A 26,263-nucleotide genomic window follows, 5' to 3' on the forward strand; every position below is an offset into this window, starting at 1 on the left:
CTGAGGAAGCGGTCGCGGGGGGGGTGCTCGGGCCGAGCACCCCCGCCGACAACGGACTCCAAATGCAGAACGCCTGGGATTCTCAGGACAACAGCATGGCGTCCATCACTTGAAATTCGGGCAGAACTTGCATACTCAATTCTCCCGCCACATCGGCTACTTCATAGCGCACAAATAGGCGCGTTTTCCCTGCGTCCGACCTGAGAGAGAATTCCGATACACCCTCACGGAACAGGTCGATCACCAGCTTCTCAGCGCGATGAATTCGAAATCGCACGGAGCACCCCAAGACATCCCAGGAGATCAATGCCTTCTCCGAGCCCAATTCGACCGTCACAGAGAAAGTCAGGTCCTCCGAGTTCTCCGACTGCGGTACCACTCCCAGCGCCTCTATGAATTCCTGCTCACTGGGGAACTTGAGTTCTCGCTGTGGCACTACGGTCCGCCTCTCGAGATTACGGTAGAAAGTGATAGCCCGTCGCCGGTGACGCGCCAAGTGGAATCAAATTTAAGGAATCCACCCGGCCCAACGAACAGCGACTCACGCTTCTGGAAAGAGCCCCACTCGTTCTGGAAAGTCTCGATGATATTGCTGTCGTTCTCGACGGCATTATCAAAGTGCTTCTTGAGCAACCCTCTTCCCGCAGCGTTATCATACACGCCGACCCGCGCGAGCTGAGCCCTGTTCTGAAGAGAACGTGGGGTGTTGTGGGGATCCTTCTTCACCTTGCCGAAGAGGTAGTCGTATTTCCCTCGGGTATAATCGCGCCACGAGTGGATGATCCGGCTCCTTCCTTGGCAGTCTTCTTCGCTCCTCTTTCTCCCGCCTTTGCGGAGCCTCCCTTCAACAGCTTCTTCGCGAGAGAGCGAATCGCCCCCACAGAAGAGAACAGGCCCGCTACTTCCGCGACTGTGTCGCCGGAATCCCACGCCTTGGCATCGCTGTCGAGGCCCTTTCTGGTGACGAAGTCATCGTATTTTTTTGTTGCTCCGCTGCAATCTTCGATCCAGCAGTAAGGCGTCACGTTGGTGACTGCTTCCGCGCCCGCGACTATGTTGTGACCGATGCCGCCGAGGAAATCCAGGAAGCCGCCCTGTGCCTGTGGGTCGCTCGGTTCACCGGCGTAGCCGAAGTTGACGGTGGCATTCCATGGCTTGATACCCAGGGGCGGGCCGAGCCATCCTGAGGTCCCTATCGGGGAGATGCCGATGCGCCGGTTCACCGGGGGTCTGGCCCTTGACCGGTTGATGGCGTGAACCACTGCGGTGACCGCTCGGACGACCGCTCGGACGATTTTGACGAGCGAGAGCCAGAACTTTCCGTCGGGGTCGGCGAACGTGACGGGGTTGTTGCTGCTGTAAGCGTAGCCGTTTATCTGTTGCGGGTCTTTGAAGTCGGCGACGGGGTCGACGCTGATGAAGCGGCCGGTGGCGGTGTCGTAGTGCCTGGCGCCCAGGTGCGTGAGGCCAGTGGGGTCCTGAGTTCCGCCGACGAAGCCCTTCTCGCCCGACCAGGCCGCTGGGTTCTGTCCGCGTTGTTCGCCGAAGGGCTGGGTGTGACGACGTGTTACTGCTTGCGTTGCGGAATCTATTTGAAGGTTTCCGGTGCCGTTGTGGTCGGCGCTCATCCAGGTGAGTGCCTTGGGTGTGCGCATGGCGACTGTCTGGCCCACGTGGGAGTAGTAGCGGGTTGCTTCGACCTTCCCGGTGGCTTTTGTCGAGGCGCAGTTCGGTTTCGCCGAGGTAGAGGGTTGTGCCGGTGGTGTCGCGGCGGATCAGGCGGTTCCCGCCGGCGTCGTTGAGGAACGTCGTTTCCGTGTTGTCGGCCTCGGTGATTTTGGAGAGGTCGTTCTCGGGCCCCCAGTCAAGGGTTTGAGTCTTGGTCCCGGTGGTGCGGGTTTTGGTGTTGCCTGCTTCGTCGTAGGTGTAGCCGGTGGTGGGCGAGGAAGCACTCGGCGGGGTGGTGGAGGTGGATGACAGCAAGTGGGGGCGGGCGGTGGTGCCCTGCTTCAGGTCGTACGTGTACGAGCTAGTGGCCGCTCCGCCGACCGCGAGGTGATTGGTCGCGGTCTTGCGGTTGCCCGCGCTGTCGTAGGTGAAGGACTGCCAGTAGGGCGCGATCCCGCCGACGTTGCCGGCGTTGGGTGCAGCGGCGCAGTCGGAGGCGGCGGTCCAGGCGCGGCTCAGGCGTCGTGGCCGTCGTAGCTGAAGCACTGCCTGTCGCCGGGAGTGGTCGCGCGGTCCTCGATCTCAACGGGGTTGCCCGCGAGGTCGTAGCGGTAGCGGGTGTCCGCGTCACTGGCGGCGTTTGTCTCGGAGAGGACGGCCTGGCGAGACAGCCGCTTGGTGCCATCCTCGTACGACCTGTTGATCTCGGTCCACTTACCGGTCGATGAGACACCGAGCGTGGTGCGGATATGTTCTCCGGCGGGCAGGTATGCGGTGCTCCGTACGATGCCCGTCAGCCCTTGCAAAGTTTCGGGCATGCGCTGGGCGTTGTAGCCGTAGGTGAGGACCTCCTGGGCAAGTCCTCCCATCGCGGGGATGGTGCGTTTCTGTCTCGCAGGCCGGGGCGTGTTGCTGGTCGAGACACTCCGCGAGGCCGGCTTCGAACACCGCGATATCAATCGAAGAGTGGACCGGCACGGAGTGGCAGTCGGCGTTGTCGAGAACCTGGCCGCTGCCCAGGCCCTTCTGTACCCGCCACCGCCCGAGCGGGCGAAGCATGCCGAGTGGGGCAGTCCTGCGATGGGCAAGGGCCGAGGCCAACACCGAAAGCCGACCTGGCGAAGGAGCGGGACCAGCAGGCGGCCCGGCGCCCGACGGTGGTCACGGCGCATCAGGGTCGCTCGGCGAAGACCCCGCTGCGGAGGCAGGCAGGCAGGCAGGCAGCAGCCGGGCGTAAGCGGTCGTGATCGCCAACTGGGCCAGCCGGGCGGTACCTTCGGCAGCTCGGTGTCGAGTACGGATAAGGGGAGGGGCAGCATGTCGAGGGGCAAGCAGATGTTGCGCGAGCTCGGCCACGCGGTACGAGAGGGGGCCAGGGAGGGGGCAGAGGAGAGCGCACGCGCCTATTACTTCAGTGTGTACGATCGCGGCTTCAACGAGGCGGCCCAGACCTGCCTGGGTGTCCTATCCGATGCCACGGAAGAGTTGTTGGCGAGGATGAAGTCCGGAAACCTGTCCAAGCAAGAACAGACGCTGTACGCGCGGCTGACTGAACTGACGGCTGAAATGGACGAACGTCTCCGGAACGCCTGCCAAGAAGAGCCGACAGGAGACGCTCTGCCGCAGCCGTCCGGCGCCCGACCCAGCCAGCCAACAGAACTGTCCTGAGGCTCACTTCTGAGGTTCGGCCCCGTACGTCACGACGTCCGGTACACCGAGAGCATGCCGGTGATGCAGCCCTTGTTCCATGCGTCGCGCTCGTCCCCGTCCAGGCCGTCAGGGAGCGCGTCTGCGCACTCCCGCTGTCCCACGGAGACGGGGTACCGGGTGTCGGTGCTGTCGGGGCGGGGGAGGCGGGCCATAGCCGCGCACGCCCGGCGCGGCTCCTGCTACTGGCATCGGCGCCGCTGGCCTTGTCTTCCGCTGGGTCGAACGGCCCCTGTAACGGCGGCCCTCCCAGCACTTCCGGGCCGGGGCATCGTGGCACGAGTGTGGGCTCCGCCGATAGATTGCGGTACCCCTTCCGCCGGGAGGGCAGCGCTGGGGAACTGCTCATCAGTGCGGATGGCTACGAGGCGATCCGGGGGTGTGAGGGAATTGCACACGCCCCCGGACGGTTTGAATTCCCCAGTCGGACTTCTGGATCTCGTATCCGTACTCCTTGTCGGTGCTGGTCGAGAAGTACAGTTTTGGGGGATCGCCGCTGTCGGCTACACCGAGCGAACCTGCTTCGCCCCCTTCCGCGAAGGAATCTGTCGAGTCATAGATGAGCTCGACGATTGATCCCTTTTCCTTCACTGACCACGTGCCCTGGCCGGAGACCGTTTCGCCCTTGGGCGGCGGGTCAATGAAGCTGAACACGACAGCATCGCGCGGAATACCTGACAGTTCGAAGCGGCCGTCGTCCCCGAACTCGACTCGTCCACCATCTGCTCCCGTCCAGACGCCGGGTATCTGTGCTGATTCGACTCGTTCGGACTCGCTAACGCATCCGGTGGTGGCGAATATGAAGGCCGCTGCCAGAACGAATGGCACGGCACTTCTTGCGCTCACGAATTTCACTCAGCCCGTCCTACTTGTAGATGGTTTCGGTCCATCGGATGTCGACTCGGTACCCGGCAGTGAGTCCGAAAAAATGCTCCGGCACGTCATTGAATACTTCCTGCCACTTGCCGTGCCCCGGCGCGAAGGATTCATTGTTTATGTCCGTCCGAGCGTGATATTTGACCGTCAGTGTGTTTCCCTTGCTCTTGGTGATCTCGTATCTCACGTCGTACGACCCCAGAACACCCTGGGCTTCGCGGTCGTCCTTTCCGATGACAAGTCCACCGAGGTCGGAGAGGTACACATTGGCCATCTGCGCCAAGTTGAGATCTTCGCCGTCGCGGTTCTTTGTGACGTTTTACCGTTTCGTCTCCTTTCTTTTTTCTGTTGACTCTGAACTGGGCGGCCACTGATCCCCTGACGTCCTCCATGCCGGAACTCTTGATCAGTGCCTTGGTTATCTCGTCGTCGCCGTCGTAGGACCTGTCAGGGACGGTGGTGTTGCCCTCGGAACTGCCCCACAGCCAGCGGAACGCCAGGGTCCAGGGGCCGTCGCCGCCGTGTTTGTTGTTCGCGAGCTTTCCGGACTTCGTGGAGATGTTTTTGTACATTTCATCCAGCATTGTCAGGAGCGGATACTGCTCGCCGGCGAACAGGGGCGGGATGGGGTCGGGTCCCAGGAGGAGTGGGCGCGGCTGCAGAACGGGAGAGCCCAAGGAGGACGTGACGCCCAGCGGGTTGTTCCCTGCGGAGCCAGTGGCGCCGCCGATCGAAAGCGGAGGTGCGACAGTGGATTCCGACTCGATGACGTCGGGAGAGCAGTCCGCCTTCTGGCAGGTGAACGAGGCCATGCCGGACGGGTCGGACAGGGTGGCTGGGTTATTCTCCGCGTAGCTGTAGCCGTTGAGCGATTGGTGCTTCGCCGGCTCCAGAAGTGGATCGACGCTGATGAACCGGCCGAGTGTCGAATCGTATTCACGAGCGTCGACGTGCGTCAGTCCAGTGGCTTTGTCGTGCGTCTTGCCCAGGAAGCCTCGATCGTTGCCCCATTCGCCGATGGTGCCTGCGCGTTCACCTCCGAACACGGTCATATATCGCTTGGTGACTGCCTGGGTGTCGGATGCGATGGCGAGGCTGGAGGTGCCGTGATGGTCTCCCGCCAGGTACTGGAGCTTGTTGGTGCCCGACTGGTTGGAGCGAACGGCTACGGTCAAGTCCTTTGTGCCGTAGAAGCGTTGAGCCCAGAACTTTCCGTCGGCTTTGAGGTGCAGTTCCGTTCCTCCGGCGTAGAGGACCCGTTCGCCGTTCCTCTCGTTACGGATGAGCAGGCTGCCGTCCGCGTCGTACAGATAGTCTGTCCCCTTGGCTCCTTCGGTGATTTTGCCTAGTTTTCCTTCCGTGTTCCAGTCCAGGGTCTGGGCTCCGGCGCCGCCTGGGCGCTTGACCGTGTTACCTGCCTCGTCGGCGGCGTAGGCGCGGTCCGGCGTGACGCAGTCGTTGTCGTCGCTGGTCCCGGTCAGCACGTGCGGCTGGGCGGACATATAGCAGTAGGTGGTTGTCGCGTCGCTGCCGGATTTGTGCTGGGTCTCCGTCTTCCGCTGGCCAGCGGTGTCGTAGGTGTAACCAGTCCAATAGGGCGCGGGTCCGGAGAGGCTGTTTGCGCTGCGTTCGTCGGCGCACTTCTGGGAGTTGGGAGTCCATGCTTCGGTGAGACGGCGGAAGCCGTCGTATGTGAAGCACTGTGTCTCGGCCTTGCCGCTGCCGCCGAGCAGGGTCGGGTCGGCGATGGCTGTGACGTTGCTGGCCTGGTCGAACGTGTAGTTGAGATCCTGCAGCATGTACGGGTGCGTTTGGTCGGTGACGTGGCTACGGGTCAGGCGACCGGTGCCTTCCTCATAGGTATGGGTGAGGAATGCCTTCTTATCTGCCTCGGTATTGGCACGGCCGAGGACCAATTGCTGTGGTTGTCCGAGAGCCGAGTAGTCGGTGGTCAGGAGGTACCCGGTGCTGCCCATGATCGATTTGACCTGGCCGAGCGAGGTGTAGCCGTAGTCGACGGTCTCGGACTCCAGGCCACCAAGGGCGGGTTCGGTGGAGTTGAGTTTGGTGCCGTCGCTGTTGAATGCTGTTGCGAATTCGATCGTGGCAGGGGCGCCGGCTTTCACGAGCGGGTCGTTGGCGGGCAGTGTGAGCCGTGTGCCTGTTGCTCGGTCGAGGCTGTCGAAGGCTGTGGCCTCACGTGTGTACGCCTGTCCCGACTTGCCGCCGACGTAGCGGGTGGATGCTTGCGGTTTCCCCTTGACCAAGCCGTCGTACGTGTGGGCAGTGAGCTGGTTGGCGTCGGTTTTGCTGCCTGCCCAGGTGCCGGTGATGCGGCCGATCTCGTCGTATGAGGTAAGTACCGATTCGCCACGGGAATCGGTGACCTTGACCACCTGGTCGAGTGTGTTGTAGACGGTCGTGGCTTCGCCCTTGTCAGGGTCCGTCGCCGGGGTTCTACGACCGAACAGATCGTACTCGTAGGTCCACTTGGCGCCGTCCGGGCCGGTGAGCGAGGCCTCTTTGCCGTCCAGGGTGTAGCTGGTCCGGGCGGAGCATCGCGTATCCCCGCCGACCTGATCGCCATCAACCTCGCCCGCGGCGGAACCGACTTCGCCACGCTGACTCTTCAACTGCGTGAGAAGTGGCTCGCCCACCCAACGGGGTGTCGCGATTCCACTGCGCCATCGGTCGAGGACTGCGTCCATCCGTCCGGGACACCCTCGCCCCACTGGTACCTGACTGCGACCTGGGGCTACGGCCGCCCGGTGAACCCTCGCAGCGCAGTCCGTCGCCTTGCCGACGGACTCGCGGAGCAGCCCCCGGTCCTCAATCTCGCCTTGCTCTCGCCTGCGTCCCGCAAGGTCGTTGTCGCTGCTGTCATCGACGGGGAGACGGCGTTCGGGAACATCCGCGCGGTGCAGGTCACGGCAGCGCCCGGCAGCAGCGCTGCCCTCGCAGGTACTTGCTGGGCCTTTACTGGACGGTTGCTCACATCGGCTCCAGCGCTGCGCCCGCTGACATCCCTCTCAAGCGAGACCCCCATCACCCGCTCCGCAACGGGCATGTCCCGGCCTGGTCCGACCGCGAGCGCGACCCGGTGGCGACGATTCCTCGTCGACAGCCCATCAGACATTCGTCCGGGCGAGCGTCATTTGAGCGTCGAGATGCTGAGCGCTCCGGCGTCGCTGCCACCGAGCCTCCACCTCAGTCGCCGAAAACCGCAGCTCAGCCGGGACAGGGTTACCTCCACCGATTTCCACTGTTGTTTGTCTGCAAACAGGTGGAATGAGCTACCAACACCGAGAAACCAGAGGTCAGGCGCCCTTCCCCACCGGCTCCAGAATCGCCACGCACTCCACATGATGCGTCATCGGGAAGATGTACAACTTGCCCCCTCAGGGGGAACAAGCAGGTCAGAAGGCATCTTCAGAGCTTTCCAGCGAGGACTGAGGGCTCCGATGCGTCAAACGTGCGTCATAGCCCGAAGCGTGCGGCCAGTGGGCGGGCGGCCCCCAAGGCGCCGGTGGGAAGGCCAGACCCGTATCCACCCTGCCGCCCTGAACGCGAGCTGCCCCCATCGCTCAGCAAGCACCAAGCCAGGGGGGCAGAAGTCAGGAATCGAAGGCTGGGAGAGCCGGGCCGAAAAGGGGCAGGAGCCGGTCCACTCTCTCCGCATCTTCACTCCGGTGTTGTCTCAGCGCCGCGTTCCCGCATGCCGTCGGTGAGCATGATCAGCCGGTCGCCCTTGCCTGGATCCAGGCGCTGGACGGTGTAGGTGTGCGGCCGGGCCTGTTCCTCCAGGTCCGCGCCCTCCCTTCGTGCGCGGCGCGGAGCCCCCACCCAGAAGGGTGGCCAGCAGTGCGGCCGCCACGTCGTGGCACATGGCATCGGTGACCGACAACCGCACGACGTCGCGGTCGATGACGTAGTCGAAGGTGTCACCGCCGACATGGGCCACCGGTTCGAGGGCACCTGCGACGGCGAACTGGGCCGCTTCGACGGCCAGTGACGCCGAGAGCAGCCGGTGCTGGATCTCCGCCGCCAGGCTCAGCGGAGAGGCACGCCGGCCCCACTGGTACAGGTCGGCGAAGGGCCTGTTCGCGATGACGATGCTCCAGCAGCCCGATTGCGTCACCCCGATTGGTCACGGGGGCGACAACGCGGGTCCGCACACCGCCGGTGTCGCGTTCCACGTACGGTCGTTGCGTCCGGATCACCTGGTCGTACGGGGTGCCGGAAAGCGCGATGCGCTGAGCGGGCGTGTCGATATCGACACCGCCGACTCCCAGGCGTACTACCGAACTGGCAGTGCTGATACGTCCCGGCTTTGTCAGGGCCGGTACAGCGACGTCAGGCTGGTCACCTGGCCCGCGCCGTCGAAGACCAGGTCGTACCCGATACCGCTGTAGAGCATGGGGTCCAACTGGTTGATCAGGGTGACGAGCTGGACCGGGGAGTACGGGAGCAGCTCGGCGCGGCTGGTGCCGGCGGCTTCGCCGCGAACCGGGGCCGCCAGCAGTACCTGGCCGTTCTTGGCCATGGGCACCGTGGTGAAGGAACCCGTGCTCGGCATGATCTCCCAGGTGTCGAACTGGGTGTTGATCTTCTTCTGGGCGGGCCGCACGGACAGCCAGGTGCGTCCGTTGCTGATCCAGGCCCTGTTGATGGTCACGAACTGCTCGGTGCCGGCGAAGGGGACCGTGCCGGCCGTCGCCACGGTGCCCTTGGAGTCTGTCGGAGTGGCCGTCTTGCGGGCCGGCGCGGAAGACGGGGCGGGATCGGCGGACTTCCTGTCGGCGTCTGTCCGGGTGCCCGTCTTGTCGGCCCGCGCGGAAGGAGATGCCTTCTTGCCGCTCGTGGCGGGATCCGCGGACTTCTTGCCCCCATCGGGCAGGGCGTCGTCCGTCATTTCGGCCGCCGCGGAAGATGAGGCCGGCTTGGCGACGGCGGATTCCATGTGATCCGCGGGCTTCTGGCCGCACCCGGTCAGGGCGAGGGAACTGAGGGCGACAGCAGTGAGCCAGCCCTTGGGGGCGTTACGACGGGAGAGATTCATTGTCAAATGCTCCTATTGACCAGGGTATTGGGTTACACACTCTCTACGCCCCACACCGCCCCCCGGGTTGCACCCGGATCAGACTATTTCTCTTCGAACTTCACGACCGTGCCACCCTCGAAATGACAAAGATCCCGACCGATCAATAGATCGGCGGGAATCTCGTCAACCGCTCCCGAGCGAGCGTAATGGACCTCGTCGATGGCCGGGAATCCGTTCTGCGAGGTCAGAAGCTCACTCGCCGGTCAGCCAGTAGGCTTCCCGAAGCGACTGAATCCCGCCTTCACCGTCATAATCGATGGCGAACACCCACTGCGGCCCAGCACGCAGCCGTTCGACCAGTTCACTTACCCGCATGTCCCCCGCCTTGCCTCCGGCCACAAGCTTGACCTCGACCGGAGTTTCCGGTTTCAGCGTCACACTGTGCACTACTCCGGTGCGAATGACCGCACCCTTTCCGTCACGAACCTGCGCCACGGTAACCTGAACCGTATTACCCTCCAGCACCACCGCGTCGTACACGAAACCGAGTTCGCTGGCGTATTCCTCCCCCGGTGCCGGCGTCGGGGTCACGAACAGAGAGGCGCTCGGTGCTGCGGTCGGCAGCGCCGCGGACGGTGCCGCCTCCGGTCCGAGCCGGACCACCGACATGACCCCCACGGTCAGCGCCGCCGCCATCACCACGCCGCCCGACGTCAGAGCCACTTGCCTGCGGCGCCGATGCCGGTCCCCGCGCGCCCGGATCTGCTCGGCGGCCAGCGGTACGACGAACCGCTGCCCCGAGGCGGCAAGATCGGCGAGCCGATCCTCCAGGCCGGTTTCATCAGCCATGCTCCACCTCCGGTGCGGTCCCCGGCAGATCCCGGCGTACCCGGCTCACGGCTTGTACAGCGACTCCAGCTTGGTGACCTGGCCCTCTCCGTCGAAGCTCAGGTCGAACCCGGCACCTTCGCGGGTCCTTGGGTCCAGCTGCGTCAGCAGGGTGACGAACTCGGCCTGCGAGGTCGACACGGGCTCACCGCGCCCAATCCCCGAGGCCTCGTCGCCGCGAACCGGGACGGTCAGCAGCACCCGGGTGTCCTCCGCCATGGGCACCGTGGCGAAGACCCCCGTTCCGGGGACGATCTCCCAGGTGTCGAACTGGGTGTTCACCTTCTTCTCGGCGGGCCGCACCGACAGCTTGGTCAGTCCGCCCTCGGTCCAGGCCTTGTCGATCGTCACGAACTGCTTGGTACCGGCGAAGGGGCTCTTGTCGGCCGGCGCCAGCGTGTCCTCGACGGGCGTCTCGTCGGCCGCCGCTGGCTCCGCGCCTCTGTCGGCCGGTGCGATGGCCGTCTCCTCGACGGCGGAGGGAGCTGCGGGGTCCTCGGTCTTCTCGCCGCAGCCGGTCAGGACAAGGGCGCCGAAGGCGACAACGGTGAGCAGGCACAAGGTGGCCCGGCGGCGTGAGGCGTGCATGGTCAACGTTCTCCTGGAAACCGGTGCGGTCGGGTTACACGGTCTCTACGCCCCACACCGCCCGTCGGGTTGCATCCGGCCAGAACAATTCTTCAACCGGCGCTGAATGCCGCCCGACCGGGCCCGGACCTCACTCCACGGTCAGCCAGTACGCTTCCCGCAGCGACTGAATCCGGCCCTCACCGTCGTAGTCGAGGGCGAACACCCACCGCGGTCCGGCCCGCAGCTGGTCCACGACATCTTCCAGCCGCATGTCTCCAGGCTTCCCACCGGCCAGGTGCTCCACCTCGACCGGGGTCACCGCCGCCAGGGTCACCTTGTGCACCACGCCGGTGGGTACGGCCGTCCCCTTCTCGTCACGAAGCTGCTGGACGGTGACCCGAACCCTGTCCCCGTCCAGCACCACCGCGTCGTACACGTAGCCGAACTCGCTGGCGTACTCCTCACCGGGTGCCGGCGTCGGGGCCACGAACTGGGGAGCGTTCGCCGACGGCTTCGGCTTTGCAGCGGTCGGCGCCGACTCCGGCCCGGACCGGACCATCGACAGACCCCCCACGACCACAACAGCGGCCAGCAGCACACCGCCCGACGCCTTAGCCACCCGCTTACGCCGCCAACGCAGATCCCCGCGCGCCCGGATCTGCTCGGCGGCCAGCGGCACGGCAAACCGCCGGCCCTCGCTGGCAAGGTCGGCGAACCGCTCTTCCAAGCCGATCTCGTCAAGCACGCTCCACCTCCGAAACCCGGACCGCCCGCGGATCCAGCTGAGTATCGGCCAGAATCTTCGCCAGCGCAGCCCGTCCCCGGCTCAGCTGCGCCTTGACCGTACCTACGGGAGAGTTGGTCTCTTCGGCGACTTGTTTCACTTCCAGATCACACAGGTGATGGAGCACGATGACCCGCCGCTGCGCCGCGGGGATCTGCTTCAACGCCTCGACCAGCAGCACGTGGTGATCGTCTGGCGGCGGCACGTTCGGGGGCGGCCCCTGCCGCTTCGCGAAGGTGAGGGAGGTACGCACCCGCCGCCACCGGCTGACCGCCAGCCGGTAGGCCACGGTACGCACCCACGCCTCGGGCGCACCGTCCTTGTCCAGCACGGCCCGGCGCTCCCAGGCCCGCACGAAGGCTTCCTGGACCACGTCTTGCGCCTCGGCACGATCACCGATCATGGCGTACAGCTGACCGATGAGCCGACCCACGCTCGCGGCGTAAAGGGCGTCAAACGCCTGCTCGTCCATCCCCACCTGGTCTTTGGAGGCCGTACGCATGTTCAATCGTGCGAACACTGCCACCCGGCACTCATGTGACGCAAGGAGCGGGTGTGAAGGCTACGCAGATCAGACGTGACTTGGAAACCGTCCTTACCGAACTTGATCGCTGACTTTGCGCTGGTCAGGCACGGTGTCGGGCGTTCCGCGGGAGGATTGGCGCGTCATGTTCGCCCCGGTCGTGGAGGTGCTGGGTGCCGTCGGTGATGGAGTTGCTGGAGGAGCGGGAGCTGGGTGCCCGGCGGCTGGTGGAGTCGCTGCGGGAGGAAGCGGATCGGGTGCTGGCCGCGCTGGGGGACGCGGAGCTGGCGTGGGAACGCTTCATGATCACGCGGGAGACGCTGGACGAGACTCTCCCCACCCGGTGAGCCGGAGGCGCCGGAGTCTTCCGACGCGGGGAGCGCGGCGCCGTGGCCGGTGGCCGGCCCGGTGGTGGCTGGATCGGTGGTCCCGGTGCGGCGTGGGGAACTGGGGGTCCCGTCACGGTCGGTGGACTGCGAGCAGATCATGTCGGTCCTGTCCGACCGTGAACGCACGGGCGGGGACGAGGCGTTGGCGTGCAAGGAGATCGCTGGTGTGTTTGACGGCCCGCAGCACCAGGTTCAGCACGGTGGCCGCCCATGTGACCAGCGGCCCGGTTTAACCGCCGTCGGGCCAGATCTGCTTCAAGCGGGAGAAGCGGGCCCGCAGCTCGGGCAACAGGATCCGGACGGCATCCCTCTCACCCGTGCTCGCCGGGCTGACCAGCACGTCCGGGACCAGGCCGATAGAGTCGGTGACCAGGTGCCGTGACGCCCGTTGATCAGTTTCCCGCCGTCGAATCCCCTGCTCGCGGCCGGCACGTTCGCGGCCGCTTCCACCGACCGCGCGTCGATGATCGCCGCGCTCGGCCCGGCGTTCCGTCCGGCGTGAGCCCGGGTCCTGTCGCGCAGCCGGTCGTGGAACTCCTTGACCAACTGATTCTCGCGCCGGCGAGAGAAGAACGCGTACACCCGCTTCCAGCAAGGGAAGTCCACCGGCATCGAGCGCCACTTGATGCCACCGTCGACCAGGTCGCAAATCGCGTCGATCGTCACGTGCGTCGAATATGCGTCAAGATATCGCCTGTAACGCCCACACCGCGCATACGGCACACCACCTAAAACCGCAGGTCAGGCGTCCTTCTTCACCGGCTCCAGGATCACCACGCACTCCACGTGGTGCGTCATCGGGAACAAGTCGAACGCCCGCAGCGTCCGCGGCTTGTAGCCCGCCGTGCGGAAGTACGCCAGGTCGCGGGCCAGTGCCGCCGGGTCGCAGGCCACGTACGCGATGCGGCGGGCGCCCAGGGTCGCGAGGTGGGTGACGACCTGTTTGCCCGCGCCCGCGCGAGGGGGGTCCAGGACGATCAGGTCCGTCTCGGTGATCTGGGTGCGGGGCAGGACCGTGTCGACCTTGCCGTGTTCGATGCGGACCCGGGGGAGGTCCTGGAGGTTGTACTGGGCGTCCTCCGCCGCGCGTCGGCCCGATTCGATGCCCAGCACCGCGCCCGTCTCGCCGACCCGCTGGGCGATCGCACCCGCGAAGAGGCCCACCCCGCAGTAGAGGTCCAGGGCCGTCTCGCCCTTGCGGGGCATCAGGCCCTGCATCACGGCCTCCACCAGGACCTCGGGGGCCTTCGGGTGGACCTGCCAGAAGCCGCCCATGCCGATGCGCCAGGTGCGGTCGTCGGCGCGTTCGCGGACGAAGGCGCGGCCGTGGACCCGGTGCACTCCCCCGTCGTGCTCCTCCACGCGCAGGACGGACACCGGCTTGTCCAGCTCGACCAGCGGGAGCCGGCCGCCCTTGACGGGCGCGAGGATCACCTGGCGGTCGCCGGAGCCGGACGCCGCGATCGCCTCGACCGAGGCCATCTGCGGCCATTCGCGCTTCTCGACGCCCAGTTCGCTGACGCCCTCGGAGGCGATCATGCAGTGGTCGACGGGCTGTACCTCGTGCGAGCGGTGCTTGCGCAGTCCGGCCCGGCCGTCGGCGTCGACGGCGTACTGCACGCGCGTACGCCACTGGGGCACCTCACCGGCGGGCAGCTTGTCGCCGGGTGCCGGCATGACCGTGCCGTCCCAGCCCGCCTCCTCCGGGGTGAGCCCGGCCAGCCGCTGGAGCTGCTCGGCGATGACCTCGCCCTTGAGGCGCCGCTGCGCGCCCGGCTTGGCGTGCTGCCAGTCGCAGCCGCCGCACATGCCGGGGCCCGCGTACGGGCACGGGGCCTGGACGCGGTCCTTGGAGGCGTCCAGGATCTCCACCGCGTCGGCGCGCAGATAGCGCGAGCTCTCGTCGCCGTCCGTCACGCGGGCGACGACCTTCTCGCCGGGCAGCGTGTGCCGTACGAAGAGCACCCGGCCGTCGTCGGTGCGGGCGACGCAGTGGCCGCCGTGCGCGACGGGGCCGACCTCGACCTCGTACTCCTCCCCGACCAGCGAAGCCTGTTCCGGAGTGTGCTCAGAAGGCTGCGGTTTTGTCTGCATGACGGGGTGGGCTCCAAAGCAAGGGGATACACGGACGGCAGCCAGCCAGTCTAGGGCTTCTCGGTCGGCTCCTTCTTCGTCCGGGTGTCCACCGGCCCCCGCCGCACCGCGCCCGGCGCGTTCCACTCCGCGCGCCGCCGCGCCCTCTTCTTGGCGACCTCGGAGGATTCCAGCTGGTACGGCACCGAGGTCACCATCACGCCCGGTGTGAAGAGCAGCCGCCCCTTGAGCCGCAGCGCGCTCTGGTTGTGCAGCACCTGCTCGAACCAGCGGCCGACCACGTACTCGGGGATGAAGATGCTGATCACGTCCCGCGGATTCTCGGTGCGCAGGCCCCGTACGTACTCGATGACGGGCCGGGTGATCTCCCGGTACGGGGAGTCGAGGATCTTCAGCGGCACGTTGATGCCGCGCCGCTCCCACTCCTCCCTGAGCTGCTTCGTCTCGACGGGGTCGACATTGATGCTGAGCGCCTCCAGGCGGTCCGACCGCGTCAGTTTGGCGAACGCGAGGGCGCGCAGCGTCGGCTTGTGGAGCTTGGAGACCAGCACGATGGTGTGCACGCGGGAGGGCCGTACGCCGTCGTCGCCGGGGCTCTCCGCCGCCGCGATCTCCCGCGCCACATGGTCGTAGTGCCTGCGGATCGCGGTCATCGTCCCGTAGAAGATCACCATGCCGAGCAGCGCGACCCACGCCCCGTGCGTGAACTTGGTGGCCAGGACGATGATCAGGACGAGCCCGGTGAAGAAGGCGCCGAAAGCGTTGATCGCTCGGGAGCGGATCATGTGGCGGCGCTTGGCCTTGTCGCGCTCCGTGCGCAGATGGCGGTTCCAGTGCCGGACCATACCCGTCTGGCTCAGGGTGAAGGAGACGAAGACGCCGACGATGTAGAGCTGGATCAGCTTGGTCGAGTCCGCCCCGTACATCCAGACCAGCAGGATGGCGGCGCCGGCCAGCAGCACGATGCCGTTGGAGAAGGCGAGGCGGTCGCCGCGGGTGTGGAGCTGGCGCGGCAGGTAGCGGTCCTGCGCGAGGATCGAGCCGAGGAGCGGGAAGCCGTTGTACGCGGTGTTGGCGGCCAGGAAGAGCACGAGCGCGGTGGCCGCCGCGAGCAGCACGAAGAAGAAGGTGTCCGGGCCGAAGACGGCGGCGGCGACCTGGGAGATGACCGGATTCTGGACGTAGCCGTCGCCGACCGGCACTCCGCCGCGGAGCAGGTCCCTCCCCGGGAACTCGGCCATCTTCACATCGGTGGCCATGGCCAGGACGATGATGCCGCAGAACATGGTGACGGCCAGCGTGCCCATCAGCGCGAGGGTCGTCGCGGCGTTCTTGCTCTTGGGCTTACGGAAGGCGGGGACGCCGTTGCTGATGGCCTCGACGCCGGTGAGGGCCGCACAGCCGGAGGAGAACGCGCGCAGCAGCAGGAAGACCAGCGCGAACCCGGCGAGTCCGCTCTCCTCCGCCTTGATCTCGAAGTGGGCCGTGGGCGCTTCCATGGTGTCGTTGAGCACGAGGCCGCGGTAGGCGCCCCACACGATCATGATGAAGACGCCGGTGACGAAGACATACGTGGGAATGGCGAAGAGCTTGCCCGATTCCCTGACGCCGCGCAGATTCATCAGCGTCAGGAGGACGATTATCCCCACCGCGCACGTGACCTTGTTCTCGATGACGAAGGGGATCGCCGAGCCGAGATTCTCCACGCCGGAGGAGATGGAGACGGCCACGGTCAGTACGTAGTCGACGAGCAGCGCGCTCGCGACCGTCAGACCGGCCTTGGGGCCGAGGTTGGTGTTGGCGACCTCGTAGTCGCCGCCGCCGCTCGGGTAGGCGTGCACGTTCTGCCGGTAGGAGGCGACGACGGTGAACATCAGGACCACGACGGCCAATGCGATCCACGGGCTGAAGTGGTACGCCGACGCGCCCGCGATGGAGAGCACCAGGAGGACTTCCCCCGGCGCGTAGGCCACCGAGGAAAGCGGGTCGGAGGCGAAGACAGGTAGCGCGATGCGTTTGGGGAGGAGCGTTTCTCCCAACCTGTCGCTACGCAGCGCCCTTCCGATCAGGATCCGTTTGGGCACGTCGGTCAGTTTCGGCACGTTGAGGATCGTAAGCCGTCCGACGTGGGGCGTAGCAAGCACCACCCCACCTCGGCCGGGCAGGGCCCCGGCGCGCCTCGCCGGGTCACGGTCGGCGAGGCCGGGGCTCCGTTACGACGTCAGACGCGTTCCGGAGCGCGCCCCTCCGCGGGCCCTTGAGTCGGCCCCTCCGCAGGCCCTTCCGCAGGCCCGTCCGCCGACGCCCCCGGAGAGCCGCCCCGGCCACCAGAACCGGCGCCCCAGGTCCAGCGCGAGCGCGGGCACCAGCACCGTACGGACCAGGAAGGTGTCCAGCAGGACGCCGATCCCGACGATCACGGCCAGCTGCGCCACCGTCACCAGCGGCAGCACCTCGAAGACGGCGAAGGTCGCCGCGAGCACGACGCCCGCCGACGTGATGACGCCACCGGTGCCGGTCAGGCCCTCCAGGACCCCGCGCGTGGCCGGCGCGCAGCGCCTCCTCACGGACCCGGTGCATGAGGAAGATGTTGTAGTCGATCCCGAGGGCGACCAGGACCACCACCAGCACCACCGGGATGACGGTCCGCAGATCGCGGTCGGCGGCCCGCTGGGTGTCCAGCGTGCGCGGTGGCGCCGCCGACCAGCGCGCCGGCCCGGTCGATGGTCTGTACGGCGTCCCGGAGCCGGTCGACGGTGTCCTTGGCCGCCGCGCTGTCCGGGGCGTCGGTGAGCACCACCGAGAGCGCCGCGAGCCGCCCGTCGGGCGTACGGCCGCCGTCCTCCACCCGCGCGACGCCCTTCACGCCCCGTACGGCCGGGAGCGGGAACTCCCGGCCGTACGACTTCGGTTGGCCCCGCGCGGGGCTACTCGATCTCGCGCATCATCTTCTCCATGGACGCGATCGAGCCCCGGGCCTGCGTCAGCTCGTCGAGCGTGCGGCGGTGCAGCTCGACGTTGTCCTCCAACAACTGCGCGTACTTCACGGCGAGTTGCTTGTACTGCTCCTCGCGCGCCGCGAGCATCCGCGCGCGCCAGGTCGCCGCGATCTGCCACACGACCACGATGAGGAACAGGAACACACCGCCGGCGCCGACGGCCCCGGCCAGGTCCGTCCAGCCCGAATCATTCATTTCGCGGACTCCTTCACGGTCGTTCTCTCTTCCTCGGGAAGCGTCAGCGCCGCCGTCGCGACGGTCTGGGGCGTCAGGGCGAAACAGAAGGGCGTCAGCTCGAAGTACTTCATCGACTTGCCGCTCTCGGACAGCTCCAGCGTCCCGACGACAAGCCCGGCCGCCTCCAGCCGCTGGAGATGCATATGCAGCAGCGGGCGGCCGATGCCGAGTTCGCGGGCGAGCCTGCTGACGTAGTTACGGCCCTCCAGGAGCGCGCCGACGATCCGCATACGGTGCGGATTACCCAGCGCGGCGAGCACTTTCAGCAACTCGTCGCCGGTCGGGACCTCTTGCATCGCAGCGCCCTTCCTCAGCACCTGTCAGAGAAGGCTGACAGTAGCCGTCGGACCTGTCAAAGAAACCTGACACATATCAGGGTGGGCTGAGGGGAACTCAGGGTCGTCTCAGGGTGTCCCCCTACGCCTCCCCGGCACGGGTGACGGCAGGTCGGGCCAGGACGCATAAGCTCATCCACGGGCGGCGCCCCGTACGGTTGTCCCGTCCGTGGCCCGGCGCACGGAGAAGGAAGAGTGAACCAGGTGTTTACGCAGGTCAGCTCGGCGAACAGGACTGCGGGGTAAAGAGGACGTGCACATCGTCATCATGGGCTGCGGCCGAGTGGGAGCCGCACTCGCCACCAGCCTGGAGAGGCAGGGGCACACGGTCGCCGTCATCGACCAGGACCCCACGGCGTTCCGCCGGCTCGGCTCCGGCTTCGGCGGGCGGCGCGTCAACGGAGTCGGCTTCGACCAGGACACCCTGCGCGACGCGGGCATCGAGGACGCGGGCGCGTTCGCCGCGGTCAGCAGCGGCGACAACTCGAACATCATCGCCGCCCGGGTGGCCCGCGAGATGTTCGGCATCGAGAACGTGGCCGCGCGCATCTACGACCCCCGGCGCGCCGAGGTCTACCAACGGCTCGGCATCCCCACGGTGGCGACCGTCCGCTGGACCGCCGACCAGATGCTCCGGCGGCTGCTGCCGTCCGGCGCGGAGCCACTGTGGCGCGACCCGAGCGGCGGCGTCCAGCTGGCCGAGGTCCACGCGTCGGCCGCCTGGATCGGCCACAAGATCAGCACTCTCCAGGAGGAGACGGGCGTCCGCGTCGCGTTCCTCACCCGGCTCGGCGAGGCCATACTGCCCACGTCGCAGACGGTGCTCCAGGAGGGCGATCTCGTCCACGTGATGATGCGTACGGACGACATCCAGAAGGTCGAGGCGGCTTTCGCCGAGGGTCCTGAGGAGGGCGGTCACTGATGCGCGTCGCGATTGCCGGAGCCGGCGCGGTGGGTCGTTCCATCGCGGGCGAACTGCTGGAGAACGGCCACGAGGTCCTGCTGATCGACAAGGCGCCCACCGCCATCTCGGTCGAGCGGGTGCCGATGGCGGAGTGGCTGCTGGCCGACGCGTGCGAGATCACCTCGCTGGACGAGGCGGCGCTCCAGCGCTGCAACGTCGTGATCGCGGCGACCGGCGACGACAAGGTGAACCTGGTCGTCTCGCTGCTGGCCAAGACGGAGTACGGCGTACCGAGGGTGGTCGCCCGGGTCAACAACCCGAAGAACGAGTGGCTGTTCAACGAGTCGTGGGGTGTCGATGTCGCGGTCTCGACGCCGCGTCTGATGTCGGCGCTGGTGGAGGAGGCGGTGAGCGTCGGCGACCTCGTACGGCTGCTGCGCTTCAGCCACGGCGACGCGAACCTGGTGGAGCTGACGCTGCCGCCGGAGTCGGCGGTGACGGGGACGCAGGTGGGGGACGTGACCTGGCCGGAGGACACGTCGCTGGTGACGATCATCCGGGGCTCACGGGTGCTGACGCCGCACGCGGAGGAGACGCTGGAGGCGGGGGACGAGCTGCTGTTCGTGGCGGCGCAGGCACGCGAGGAACAACTGGAGGACTTGCTGTCGGTGCGTCGCGAGGACGCGTAGCTCTTTGCGGGGTCGCCTCCGGCGCGGTTCGGGTTGCGGTCCGTTGCCGGGGGCGGGGTGCGGGGCCTCCGGAGGGATATGTCCGGACGGCGTGATTTACGGCGCGTGCCACGCTCGTTGGACCCGAGGAGACGTTCTTGTTCACGCACCACAAATCAGCCTGAGTGTCCGAACACACCCCTCCTGCGACCCCGCCCCCCTCACGCCGTCCGGGCATGACCCCGGAGCGGCACCCGGACACCGGCCGCAACCCAGCTACCGCTGCTGCTCCCGAGAGGCTTCCTCCGCCTCCATCTCAGCGAAGACGTCAATCGGTGCCGGGGCCTTCGCCAGGAATACCCATGTCAGATAGACCGCCAGCAGGAACGGCGGGATCTTCAGGGACACCAGTACCCAGCCCAGCTGCGTCGTGTCCGCCCACCAGTACAGCGGGAAGAGGATCGCGCACTTCGCGAGGAGGATGAACCCCCACGCGTAACTCGCCTTCGTGTACGCCGACTTGCGCCCCGGGTTCCGCGTACGCCAGGACAGGTTCTCCTTGAAGACCGGCCCCAGGATCAGCCCGATCAGCGGCACACCCGCGACGCTGGTACCGATGTACGCGACGGCCAGCCCCAGCGTGTACAGCATGCCGGGCAGATAGAAGTCCTTCGCGTTGCCGGTCATCATCGCGAAGACCACGCCGAAGGCGACCCCGAAGACGCCGCTGAAGGCGTGCTTCACGGTGTCGCGGCGGATCAGCCGGACCGCGACCAGGAGCAGCGAGACCGCGAGCGCGGCGATGGCCGAGACGTGCAGGTCCTTGTTGATCGTGAAGATCGTGACGAAGAGCAGTCCGGGGACGACCGTCTCCACCATTCCGCGTACGCCGCCGAACGCCTCGAAGAGCGCGGCCTCGGTCACCGCCCTGGCCTCTGCGTCGGTCTGCGGGTCTGCGCCTTCGGGCGCACGGGAAGACACGTTGGGGTCTGTCGTCGCGGGCTTGTCGATTGACGTCACCGGCTACTCCTGTCCGAGCGGTCGGAGTTCGTATTTGGGGTTGAACAGCACCCTACGGCCGTGGCTCATGGAGATCCGGCCTGATGCGATGAGCTTGCGGCCCGGTTCTATGCCCGCGATGGAGCGCCGTCCCAGCCACACCACGTCCAGCGGCGCGGTGCCGTCGAACAGCTCCGCCTCCAGCGCGGGCACGCCGGCCCGCGGACGCAGGGTGACCGTCCGCAACGTACCAGTCACCTTGACGATCTGGCGGTCGCCACAGTCACTGATCCGTGTGCAGCCCGAGGCCTGCGCGTCCTCCCGCAGCTCCTCGGACTCCAGATCCTCCTGGGAGCTGGAGAGCCGGTCGAGCATCCGGCGGAAGCGGCCGGTCGGCTTCTCAGCACTCATGGCTGAAGCGTACCGGGGTCCGCGGTCCCCGGATCATCGGTCGAACCGGTAGCCCATGCCGGGCTCGGTGACGAAGTGCCTGGGGTGCGAGGGGTCCGCCTCCAGCTTGCGGCGGAGCTGGGCCATGTAGACGCGCAGATAGTTGGTCTCCGTGCCGTAGGAGGGCCCCCAGACCTCCTGGAGGAGCTGTTTCTGGCTGACGAGGCGGCCGGTGTTGCGTACGAGGACCTCCAGCAGGTGCCACTCGGTCGGGGTGAGCCGTACGTCGCGGCCCTCCCTGTTCACCTTCTTGGCCACGAGGTCGACGGTGAAGCCCTCCGTCTCGACCATCGCGACGCTGTCGTCGTCGCCGGAGCCGACGGGCTCGGCGCGGCGGACGGCGGCGCGCAGCCGGGCGAGGAGTTCGTCCATGCCGAAGGGCTTGGTGACGTAGTCGTCGGCGCCGGCGTCCAGCGCCTCGACCTTCTCGTCGGAGGTCTGGCGCGCGGAGAGCACCAGGATCGGTACGCGGGTCCAGCCGCGCAGGCCCCTGATGACCTCGACGCCGTCCATGTCGGGCAGTCCGAGGTCGAGCACGACGACGTCGGGGTGGCGGGCGGCGGCGAGTTCCAGGGCGCTCGCGCCGTCGGCGGCGGCGTCGACCTCGTACTTGCGGGCCTTCAGGTTGATCACGAGCGCGCGCACGATCTGCGGCTCGTCGTCGACCACGAGCACCCTCACGGGCCCTCGGGAGTCTCCCGTGGCGGGAGCCATGGTGGCCTGCCTTTCTGCTGTGCCGCCGGTCATGAGACGACGTGGGCGGGTAGTTCGGGGCCGGTGGGCGCTAGGCCCGGTACGGCCGTGAGATCGAGGACCATGGTGAGTCCGCCGCCGGGGGTGTCCTCGGCGGTGAGGGTGCCGTCCATGGCGTCCACGAAGCCGCGGGCGACAGCGAGACCGAGGCCGACGCCCGCTCCGCGCGGGGCGTCCCCGTGCCGCTGGAAGGGCTCGAAGATGCGTTCCTTGGCCTCGTCGGGGACGCCGGGGCCGCGGTCCACGACGCGCACCTGTACGCGGGCGCCGAGCGAGCTGGCCGCGACGGTGACGCGGGTGCCGTCGGGGCTGTACTTGACGGCGTTCTCGACGATGTTGGCCACCGCGCGCTCCAGCAGGCCGGGGTCGACGGCGACCATCGGCAGGGACTCCGGGATGTCCAGGACGACGCTGCCCTCGGGTACGCCGCCGAGGGCCATGGGGACGACCTCGTCGAGGTCGATCACGCGGATGAGCGGGGTGACGGTGCCGGTCTGGAGCCGCGACATGTCGAGGAGGTTGCCCACGAGGTGGTCGAGGCGGTCCGCGCCGTTCTCGATGCCTTCGAGGAGTTCGGCGTGGTCCTCGTCGGACCATTCGACGTCGTCGGAGCGGAGCGAGGTGACGGCGGCCTTGATGGCGGCGAGCGGGGTGCGCAGGTCGTGGCTGACGGCGGCGAGCAGGGCCGTGCGTATCCGGTTGCCCTCGGCGAGCCTGCGGGCGTCCTCGGCCTCGCCGACGAGCCGCTGGCGGTCGAGGACGACGGCGGCCTGGGCGGCGAAGGCGGAGAGCACCCGGCGGTCCTCGGCGGGCAGGACCCGGCCGGAGAGCGCCAGCGCCATGTGGTCGCCGACGGGCATGTCGACGTCCGCCTCGTCGGGGCGGTCGACGGGCCGGGGCCCGACGCTGCCCGCGCAGGTCCACGGGTCGACGTCGCTGGTGCGTTCCAGCAGTGCCACGGACTCCATGGAGAACGTCTCGCGTACGCGTTCCAGCAGGGCGTCCAGGGTGGTCTCCCCGCGCAGCACGCTGCCGGCCAGGAAGGACAGGATCTCGGACTCGGCCCGGAGTCTGGCCGCCTGATGGGTGCGGCGGGCCGCGAGGTCGACCACGGAGGCCACGGAGACGGCCACCGCGAAGAAGATCACGATGGCGACGATGTTCCTGGGGTCCTGGACGGTGAGGGTGTGGGTCGGCGGGGTGAAGTAGAAGTTCAGCAGGAGCGAGCCCACGGCGGCCGACGCGAGGGCCGGGCGCAGTCCGCCCAGGAGCGCGGCGAGGACGGTCAGGAAGAGGAAGAGCAGGACGTCGTTGGCCAGGCCCAGGGTGTCGTCCAGGGCGGTGAGCAGCAGCGTCAGCAGGACGGGGGCGACGACGCCGGCCAGCCAGCCGGAGATTATCCGGGAGCGGCCGAGGCGCGCGCCGTGCGCGACGGGCAGTCCGCGGCCCTTGGCGACCTCTTCGTGGGTGACGATGTGGACGTCGAGGTCGGGGCCGGACTCACGGGCGACGGTCGCGCCGACGCCGGGCCCGAAGATGTACTGCCAGGCCTTGCGCCGGCTGGAGCCGAGCACGATCTGGGAGGCGTTGACGCCGCGTGCGAACTCCAGCAGCGCCGAGGGCACGTCGTCCCCGATGACGTGGTGGAAGGTGCCGCCGAGGTCTTCGACGAGCTTGCGCTGGACGGCCAGTTCCTTGGGCGATGCGGAGGTGAGGCCGTCGCTGCGCGCGATGTAGACGGCGAGGATCTCGCCGCCGGAGCCCTTGGCGGCCATGCGGGCGGCGCGGCGGATGAGGGTACGGCCCTCGGGGCCGCCGGTGAGGCCGACGGCGATGCGCTCACGGGCCTGCCAGGTGGTGCGGATGTTGTGCTCGCCGCGGTACTGCTGGAGGTACTCGTCGACCCGGTCGGCGGTCCACAGCAGGGCGAGCTCACGCAGGGCGGTGAGGTTGCCGGGGCGGAAGTAGTGCGAGAGCGCGGCGTTGACCTTGTCGGGCTGGTAGATGTTGCCGTGCGCCATCCGGCGGCGCAGCGCCTGGGGCGACATGTCGACCAGCTCGATCTGATCCGCCCGTCTGACCATCTCGTCGGGGACGGTCTCCCGCTGCCGTACGCCGGTTATCGACTCGACGACATCGCCGAGTGACTCCAGGTGCTGGATGTTGACGGTCGAGACGACGTCGATGCCGGCCTGGAGCAGTTCCTCGACGTCCTGCCAGCGTTTGGGGTTGCGGGAGCCCGGCACATTGGTGTGGGCCAGTTCGTCCACCAGAGCGACGGCGGGGTGGCGCTCGATGACCGCGTCGACGTCCATCTCGGTGAAGACGGTGCCGCGGTGCGGCAGCTCCCGGCGGTGGACCTGTTCGAGCCCCTGGAGCATGACCTCGGTGCGTGGCCGGTTGTGGTGCTCGACGAACGCCACGACGCAATCGGTGCCGCGCTCGACGCGCCGGTGCGCCTCGGAGAGCATCGCGTACGTCTTGCCGACGCCCGGTGCCGCGCCCAGATAGATCCTCAGCTTGCCGCGTCCCATGGCCCCATTGTCTTCTCACCGGGCCGCTGCGTCCCCTCGCGGCTCTTGTCCGAAACTACAGCCAAGGATGCCGCCAAAACGGACATAAGCCAGCGCCTGGGTCCGTCTTGACACGATTCTGACGGGCCTGGGGGCCTAGTCCGTCGGCTCGTGTTCCACAAGGTGGCCGTCGGCCAGTTCGACCACCCGGTCGGCGAGGCCGAGGAGTTGGGCGTCGTGGGTGGCCACGAGCGCGGTGACGCCCTCGCTGCGTACGACGGCGCGCAGCAGTTCCATCACCGCGAGGCCGGTCTCCGCGTCGAGCTGTCCGGTGGGCTCGTCGGCGATCAGCAGGGCCGGCCGGTTCGCGAGTGCGCGCGCGATGGCGACGCGCTGCTGCTGGCCGCCGGAGAGCTCGCCGGGCCGTTGCGCGGCGTGGTCGCCGAGGCCGACGAGGGTGAGCAGCAGCGCCACCCGATCCTCGCGCTCGCGCGGGTCTGCCCTGCGCAGCCGCAGGGGTACGCCGACGTTCTCGGCGGCCGTGAGGACGGGGAGCAGTCCGAAGGACTGGAAGATGAAGCCGATGCGGTCGCGGCGCAGGGCGAGCAGACCGCTCTCGCCGAGCGTGGCGAGGTCGGTGCCGTCGACGACGATCCGGCCCTCGTCCGGGGAGTCGAGGCCCCCGACGAGGTTGAGCAGGGTGGTCTTGCCCGAGCCCGAGCGGCCCTTGAGCGCGATCAGCTCCCCGCGCGGCACGGTGAGGGAAACCCCGCGCAGCGCGTGGACGGCCGCGGCGCCGGTGCCGTACGAACGGTGCAGGCCGGTCACCCGCACCATGGGCTCCGCCGTCCCGGCGGTGCCGACGGCCGCGGCGGTGCCGACGTTCTCGGTCATGAGTCTTCCCCCGTACGGTTCCGGTCCCCCGGGCGTCAGTATGTGCACGCCGCACACGGCCGGGCAACGGTCCTGGCCCCCGGACACCGGTGAACAGCGATGGGCCGCGCTCCCGTCAGGGGAGTACGGCCCACGGCACATGTCGGGGCGTCTCCGGGCGTCCCCGGAGAGGGTGACCCTCGGGTCAGCCCCTCGGGTCAGCGCACCTCGGTGATCTCGGGGCCCCGCTGAAGCTGCCCCATGCCACCGGCGAAGCGGGAACCTTCCTGTTCCTCGGCCTGCTGGACGCCCTCGGCCACCATCTGCGCGTCGTCCGGCAGCTTCAGGACGATCGGGTCACGGGGCGCCATCGGGCCCTCGCCACGGACGACGACGGTGTCCCGGAAGATCTGCTCCAGCAGCCCGGCGGCGTCGGGCTGCACCGCGCCCTGTCCGGAGATCACTCCGCGCAGGAACCAGCGCGGCCCGTCGACCCCGATGAAGCGCACGAGCTGTACGCCACCGGTGCCGTCAGGGAGCTGCACGGGCACCTGGGCCCGCAGCTCCCAGCCGAGCGGGCCCTCGACCTCGTCGATGATGCCGCCCTGCTGCGTGATGCCCGAGGCGATCTCCTCGCGCACCTCGCTCCAGATGCCCTCCTTCTTGGGAGCGGCGAAGGCCTGGAGCTGGACGGCGCTGTCGCGTACGACGACGGTCGCCGCGACGATCGCGTCGCCCGCCACCTCTACACGAAGCTCCATTCCGTCGACCCCGGGCACGAAGATGCCGCCCAGGTCGACCCGGCCCTCGTCGGGCTTGGAGACCTCGGAGATGTCCCACGGCCCGTCGGGCCTGGGGGCCGGGGGAAGATTCACCCGGCGGGGCTTCTCGGCCCCTGCCTCCGTGTCATCGGCGTCGATGTCGTCGACGACCTGCTCGGCCTCGCCCGCCGTGTCATCGGCGGTACCGCTCTTCTTGCGACGTCCGAACAC

The 26,263-nt window shown here is 67.7% G+C and carries 26 protein-coding genes and 3 pseudogenes; 5 read left to right on the forward strand and 24 right to left on the reverse strand.

Features of this window, described 5'->3' with window-relative positions; genetic code table 11:
- Positions 1-82: 82 nt before the first annotated feature.
- From OIE74_RS08815 to OIE74_RS08825, 3 genes are all read right to left on the reverse strand, one after another.
- Complete coding sequence (locus tag OIE74_RS08815; RefSeq protein WP_329380437.1) at positions 83-436, reverse strand: hypothetical protein; 354 nt, start codon at positions 434-436, stop codon at positions 83-85.
- A gap of 286 nt (positions 437-722) precedes the next feature.
- Positions 723-1,628 (reverse strand): RHS repeat-associated core domain-containing protein, encoded by a 906-nt coding sequence (locus OIE74_RS08820; protein ID WP_329380440.1) that lies wholly within the window; start codon positions 1,626-1,628, stop codon positions 723-725.
- Positions 1,629-2,183: 555 nt separating this feature from the next.
- Positions 2,184-2,537: a hypothetical protein gene (locus OIE74_RS08825; protein WP_329380443.1), complete on the reverse strand. Its 354-nt coding sequence runs from the start codon at positions 2,535-2,537 to the stop codon at positions 2,184-2,186.
- Between the two features lie 7 nt (positions 2,538-2,544).
- Here OIE74_RS08825 and OIE74_RS08830 point away from each other — a divergent pair.
- A pseudogene (locus tag OIE74_RS08830) lies at positions 2,545-2,721 on the forward strand (hypothetical protein); the annotation flags it as partial.
- 264 nt (positions 2,722-2,985) lie between these two features.
- Positions 2,986-3,336, forward strand: coding sequence for a hypothetical protein (locus OIE74_RS08835; RefSeq protein ID WP_329392589.1), 351 nt, complete (start codon positions 2,986-2,988; stop codon positions 3,334-3,336).
- 29 nt (positions 3,337-3,365) lie between these two features.
- Here the strand turns inward: OIE74_RS08835 and OIE74_RS08840 are convergent, their stop codons facing one another.
- The 9 genes and pseudogenes from OIE74_RS08840 to OIE74_RS08880 all read right to left on the reverse strand — a co-directional run bounded on the left by OIE74_RS08840 (position 3,366) and on the right by OIE74_RS08880 (position 12,006).
- A complete protein-coding gene (locus OIE74_RS08840; RefSeq protein WP_329380446.1) occupies positions 3,366-3,530 on the reverse strand; it encodes a hypothetical protein in 165 nt (54 codons plus the stop codon).
- A 193-nt stretch (positions 3,531-3,723) separates the two neighbouring features.
- A complete protein-coding gene (locus OIE74_RS08845) occupies positions 3,724-4,230 on the reverse strand; it encodes a hypothetical protein (protein ID WP_329380449.1) in 507 nt (168 codons plus the stop codon).
- Between the two features lie 131 nt (positions 4,231-4,361).
- Positions 4,362-6,908, reverse strand: coding sequence for an RHS repeat domain-containing protein (locus OIE74_RS08850; RefSeq protein ID WP_329380453.1), 2,547 nt, complete (start codon positions 6,906-6,908; stop codon positions 4,362-4,364).
- A gap of 1,042 nt (positions 6,909-7,950) precedes the next feature.
- Positions 7,951-8,564: pseudogene (locus tag OIE74_RS08855) on the reverse strand (serine/threonine-protein phosphatase); the annotation flags it as partial.
- A 20-nt stretch (positions 8,565-8,584) separates the two neighbouring features.
- On the reverse strand, positions 8,585-9,310 hold the full coding sequence (locus OIE74_RS08860; RefSeq protein WP_329392590.1) for a hypothetical protein: 726 nt from the start codon (positions 9,308-9,310) through the stop codon (positions 8,585-8,587).
- 234 nt (positions 9,311-9,544) lie between these two features.
- Positions 9,545-10,141 (reverse strand): hypothetical protein, encoded by a 597-nt coding sequence (locus tag OIE74_RS08865; RefSeq protein WP_329380455.1) that lies wholly within the window; start codon positions 10,139-10,141, stop codon positions 9,545-9,547.
- A gap of 45 nt (positions 10,142-10,186) precedes the next feature.
- Positions 10,187-10,768, reverse strand: coding sequence for a hypothetical protein (locus tag OIE74_RS08870; RefSeq protein ID WP_329380458.1), 582 nt, complete (start codon positions 10,766-10,768; stop codon positions 10,187-10,189).
- 130 nt (positions 10,769-10,898) lie between these two features.
- Positions 10,899-11,495: a hypothetical protein gene (locus OIE74_RS08875; RefSeq protein WP_329380461.1), complete on the reverse strand. Its 597-nt coding sequence runs from the start codon at positions 11,493-11,495 to the stop codon at positions 10,899-10,901.
- Positions 11,488-12,006: an RNA polymerase sigma factor gene (locus OIE74_RS08880; protein WP_329392213.1), complete on the reverse strand. Its 519-nt coding sequence runs from the start codon at positions 12,004-12,006 to the stop codon at positions 11,488-11,490. Before OIE74_RS08880 ends, OIE74_RS08875 begins: the two co-directional genes overlap by 8 nt.
- 224 nt (positions 12,007-12,230) lie before the next feature.
- Between OIE74_RS08880 and OIE74_RS08885 the strand changes: the two genes are divergently transcribed.
- Positions 12,231-12,404, forward strand: coding sequence for a hypothetical protein (locus OIE74_RS08885; protein ID WP_329380464.1), 174 nt, complete (start codon positions 12,231-12,233; stop codon positions 12,402-12,404).
- Positions 12,405-12,701: 297 nt separating this feature from the next.
- On the opposite strand, the gene OIE74_RS08890 is transcribed toward OIE74_RS08885, so the two are convergent.
- The 6 genes and pseudogenes from OIE74_RS08890 to OIE74_RS08915 all read right to left on the reverse strand — a co-directional run bounded on the left by OIE74_RS08890 (position 12,702) and on the right by OIE74_RS08915 (position 18,072).
- A complete protein-coding gene (locus OIE74_RS08890) occupies positions 12,702-13,112 on the reverse strand; it encodes a hypothetical protein (RefSeq protein ID WP_329380467.1) in 411 nt (136 codons plus the stop codon).
- Between the two features lie 75 nt (positions 13,113-13,187).
- The gene (locus OIE74_RS08895) at positions 13,188-14,540 is read right to left on the reverse strand and encodes a class I SAM-dependent RNA methyltransferase (RefSeq protein ID WP_329380469.1); all 1,353 of its coding nucleotides are present in this window, start codon (positions 14,538-14,540) and stop codon (positions 13,188-13,190) included.
- 50 nt (positions 14,541-14,590) lie between these two features.
- Positions 14,591-16,642, reverse strand: coding sequence for an APC family permease (locus OIE74_RS08900; RefSeq protein ID WP_329380472.1), 2,052 nt, complete (start codon positions 16,640-16,642; stop codon positions 14,591-14,593).
- A gap of 111 nt (positions 16,643-16,753) precedes the next feature.
- Positions 16,754-17,412 (reverse strand): annotated as a pseudogene (locus tag OIE74_RS08905) (MMPL family transporter); the annotation flags it as partial.
- Between the two features lie 55 nt (positions 17,413-17,467).
- Positions 17,468-17,734, reverse strand: a complete 267-nt coding sequence (locus OIE74_RS08910) for a hypothetical protein (RefSeq protein ID WP_329380475.1) — start codon at positions 17,732-17,734, stop codon at positions 17,468-17,470.
- Positions 17,731-18,072 (reverse strand): ArsR/SmtB family transcription factor, encoded by a 342-nt coding sequence (locus OIE74_RS08915; RefSeq protein ID WP_329380478.1) that lies wholly within the window; start codon positions 18,070-18,072, stop codon positions 17,731-17,733. The genes OIE74_RS08910 and OIE74_RS08915 overlap by 4 nt, the downstream gene beginning before the upstream one ends.
- Before the next feature lie 292 nt (positions 18,073-18,364).
- Here OIE74_RS08915 and OIE74_RS08920 point away from each other — a divergent pair, with 292 nt between their 5' ends.
- Together OIE74_RS08920 and OIE74_RS08925 are read left to right on the forward strand one after the other, a co-directional pair.
- Positions 18,365-19,033 (forward strand): potassium channel family protein, encoded by a 669-nt coding sequence (locus tag OIE74_RS08920; RefSeq protein ID WP_329380480.1) that lies wholly within the window; start codon positions 18,365-18,367, stop codon positions 19,031-19,033.
- Positions 19,033-19,704, forward strand: a complete 672-nt coding sequence (locus tag OIE74_RS08925) for a potassium channel family protein (protein WP_023538137.1) — start codon at positions 19,033-19,035, stop codon at positions 19,702-19,704. Before OIE74_RS08920 ends, OIE74_RS08925 begins: the two co-directional genes overlap by 1 nt.
- Before the next feature lie 255 nt (positions 19,705-19,959).
- On the opposite strand, the gene OIE74_RS08930 is transcribed toward OIE74_RS08925, so the two are convergent.
- From OIE74_RS08930 to OIE74_RS08955, 6 genes are all read right to left on the reverse strand, one after another.
- Positions 19,960-20,703: a DUF3159 domain-containing protein gene (locus OIE74_RS08930; RefSeq protein WP_329380484.1), complete on the reverse strand. Its 744-nt coding sequence runs from the start codon at positions 20,701-20,703 to the stop codon at positions 19,960-19,962.
- Positions 20,704-20,706: 3 nt separating this feature from the next.
- Positions 20,707-21,093 (reverse strand): OB-fold nucleic acid binding domain-containing protein, encoded by a 387-nt coding sequence (locus OIE74_RS08935; protein WP_189109070.1) that lies wholly within the window; start codon positions 21,091-21,093, stop codon positions 20,707-20,709.
- Between the two features lie 33 nt (positions 21,094-21,126).
- Entirely contained in the window at positions 21,127-21,846 is a 720-nt protein-coding gene (locus OIE74_RS08940) for a response regulator (RefSeq protein WP_329380490.1), read from the reverse strand.
- A 29-nt stretch (positions 21,847-21,875) separates the two neighbouring features.
- Positions 21,876-24,419: a sensor histidine kinase KdpD gene (locus OIE74_RS08945; RefSeq protein WP_329380492.1), complete on the reverse strand. Its 2,544-nt coding sequence runs from the start codon at positions 24,417-24,419 to the stop codon at positions 21,876-21,878.
- A 135-nt stretch (positions 24,420-24,554) separates the two neighbouring features.
- Complete coding sequence (locus OIE74_RS08950) at positions 24,555-25,292, reverse strand: ABC transporter ATP-binding protein (protein ID WP_329380495.1); 738 nt, start codon at positions 25,290-25,292, stop codon at positions 24,555-24,557.
- Positions 25,293-25,489: 197 nt separating this feature from the next.
- Positions 25,490-26,263 (reverse strand): DUF3710 domain-containing protein, encoded by a 774-nt coding sequence (locus tag OIE74_RS08955; protein WP_329380497.1) that lies wholly within the window; start codon positions 26,261-26,263, stop codon positions 25,490-25,492.

Source organism: Streptomyces sp. NBC_01716 (genome assembly GCF_036248275.1).
GTDB lineage: Bacteria > Actinomycetota > Actinomycetes > Streptomycetales > Streptomycetaceae > Streptomyces.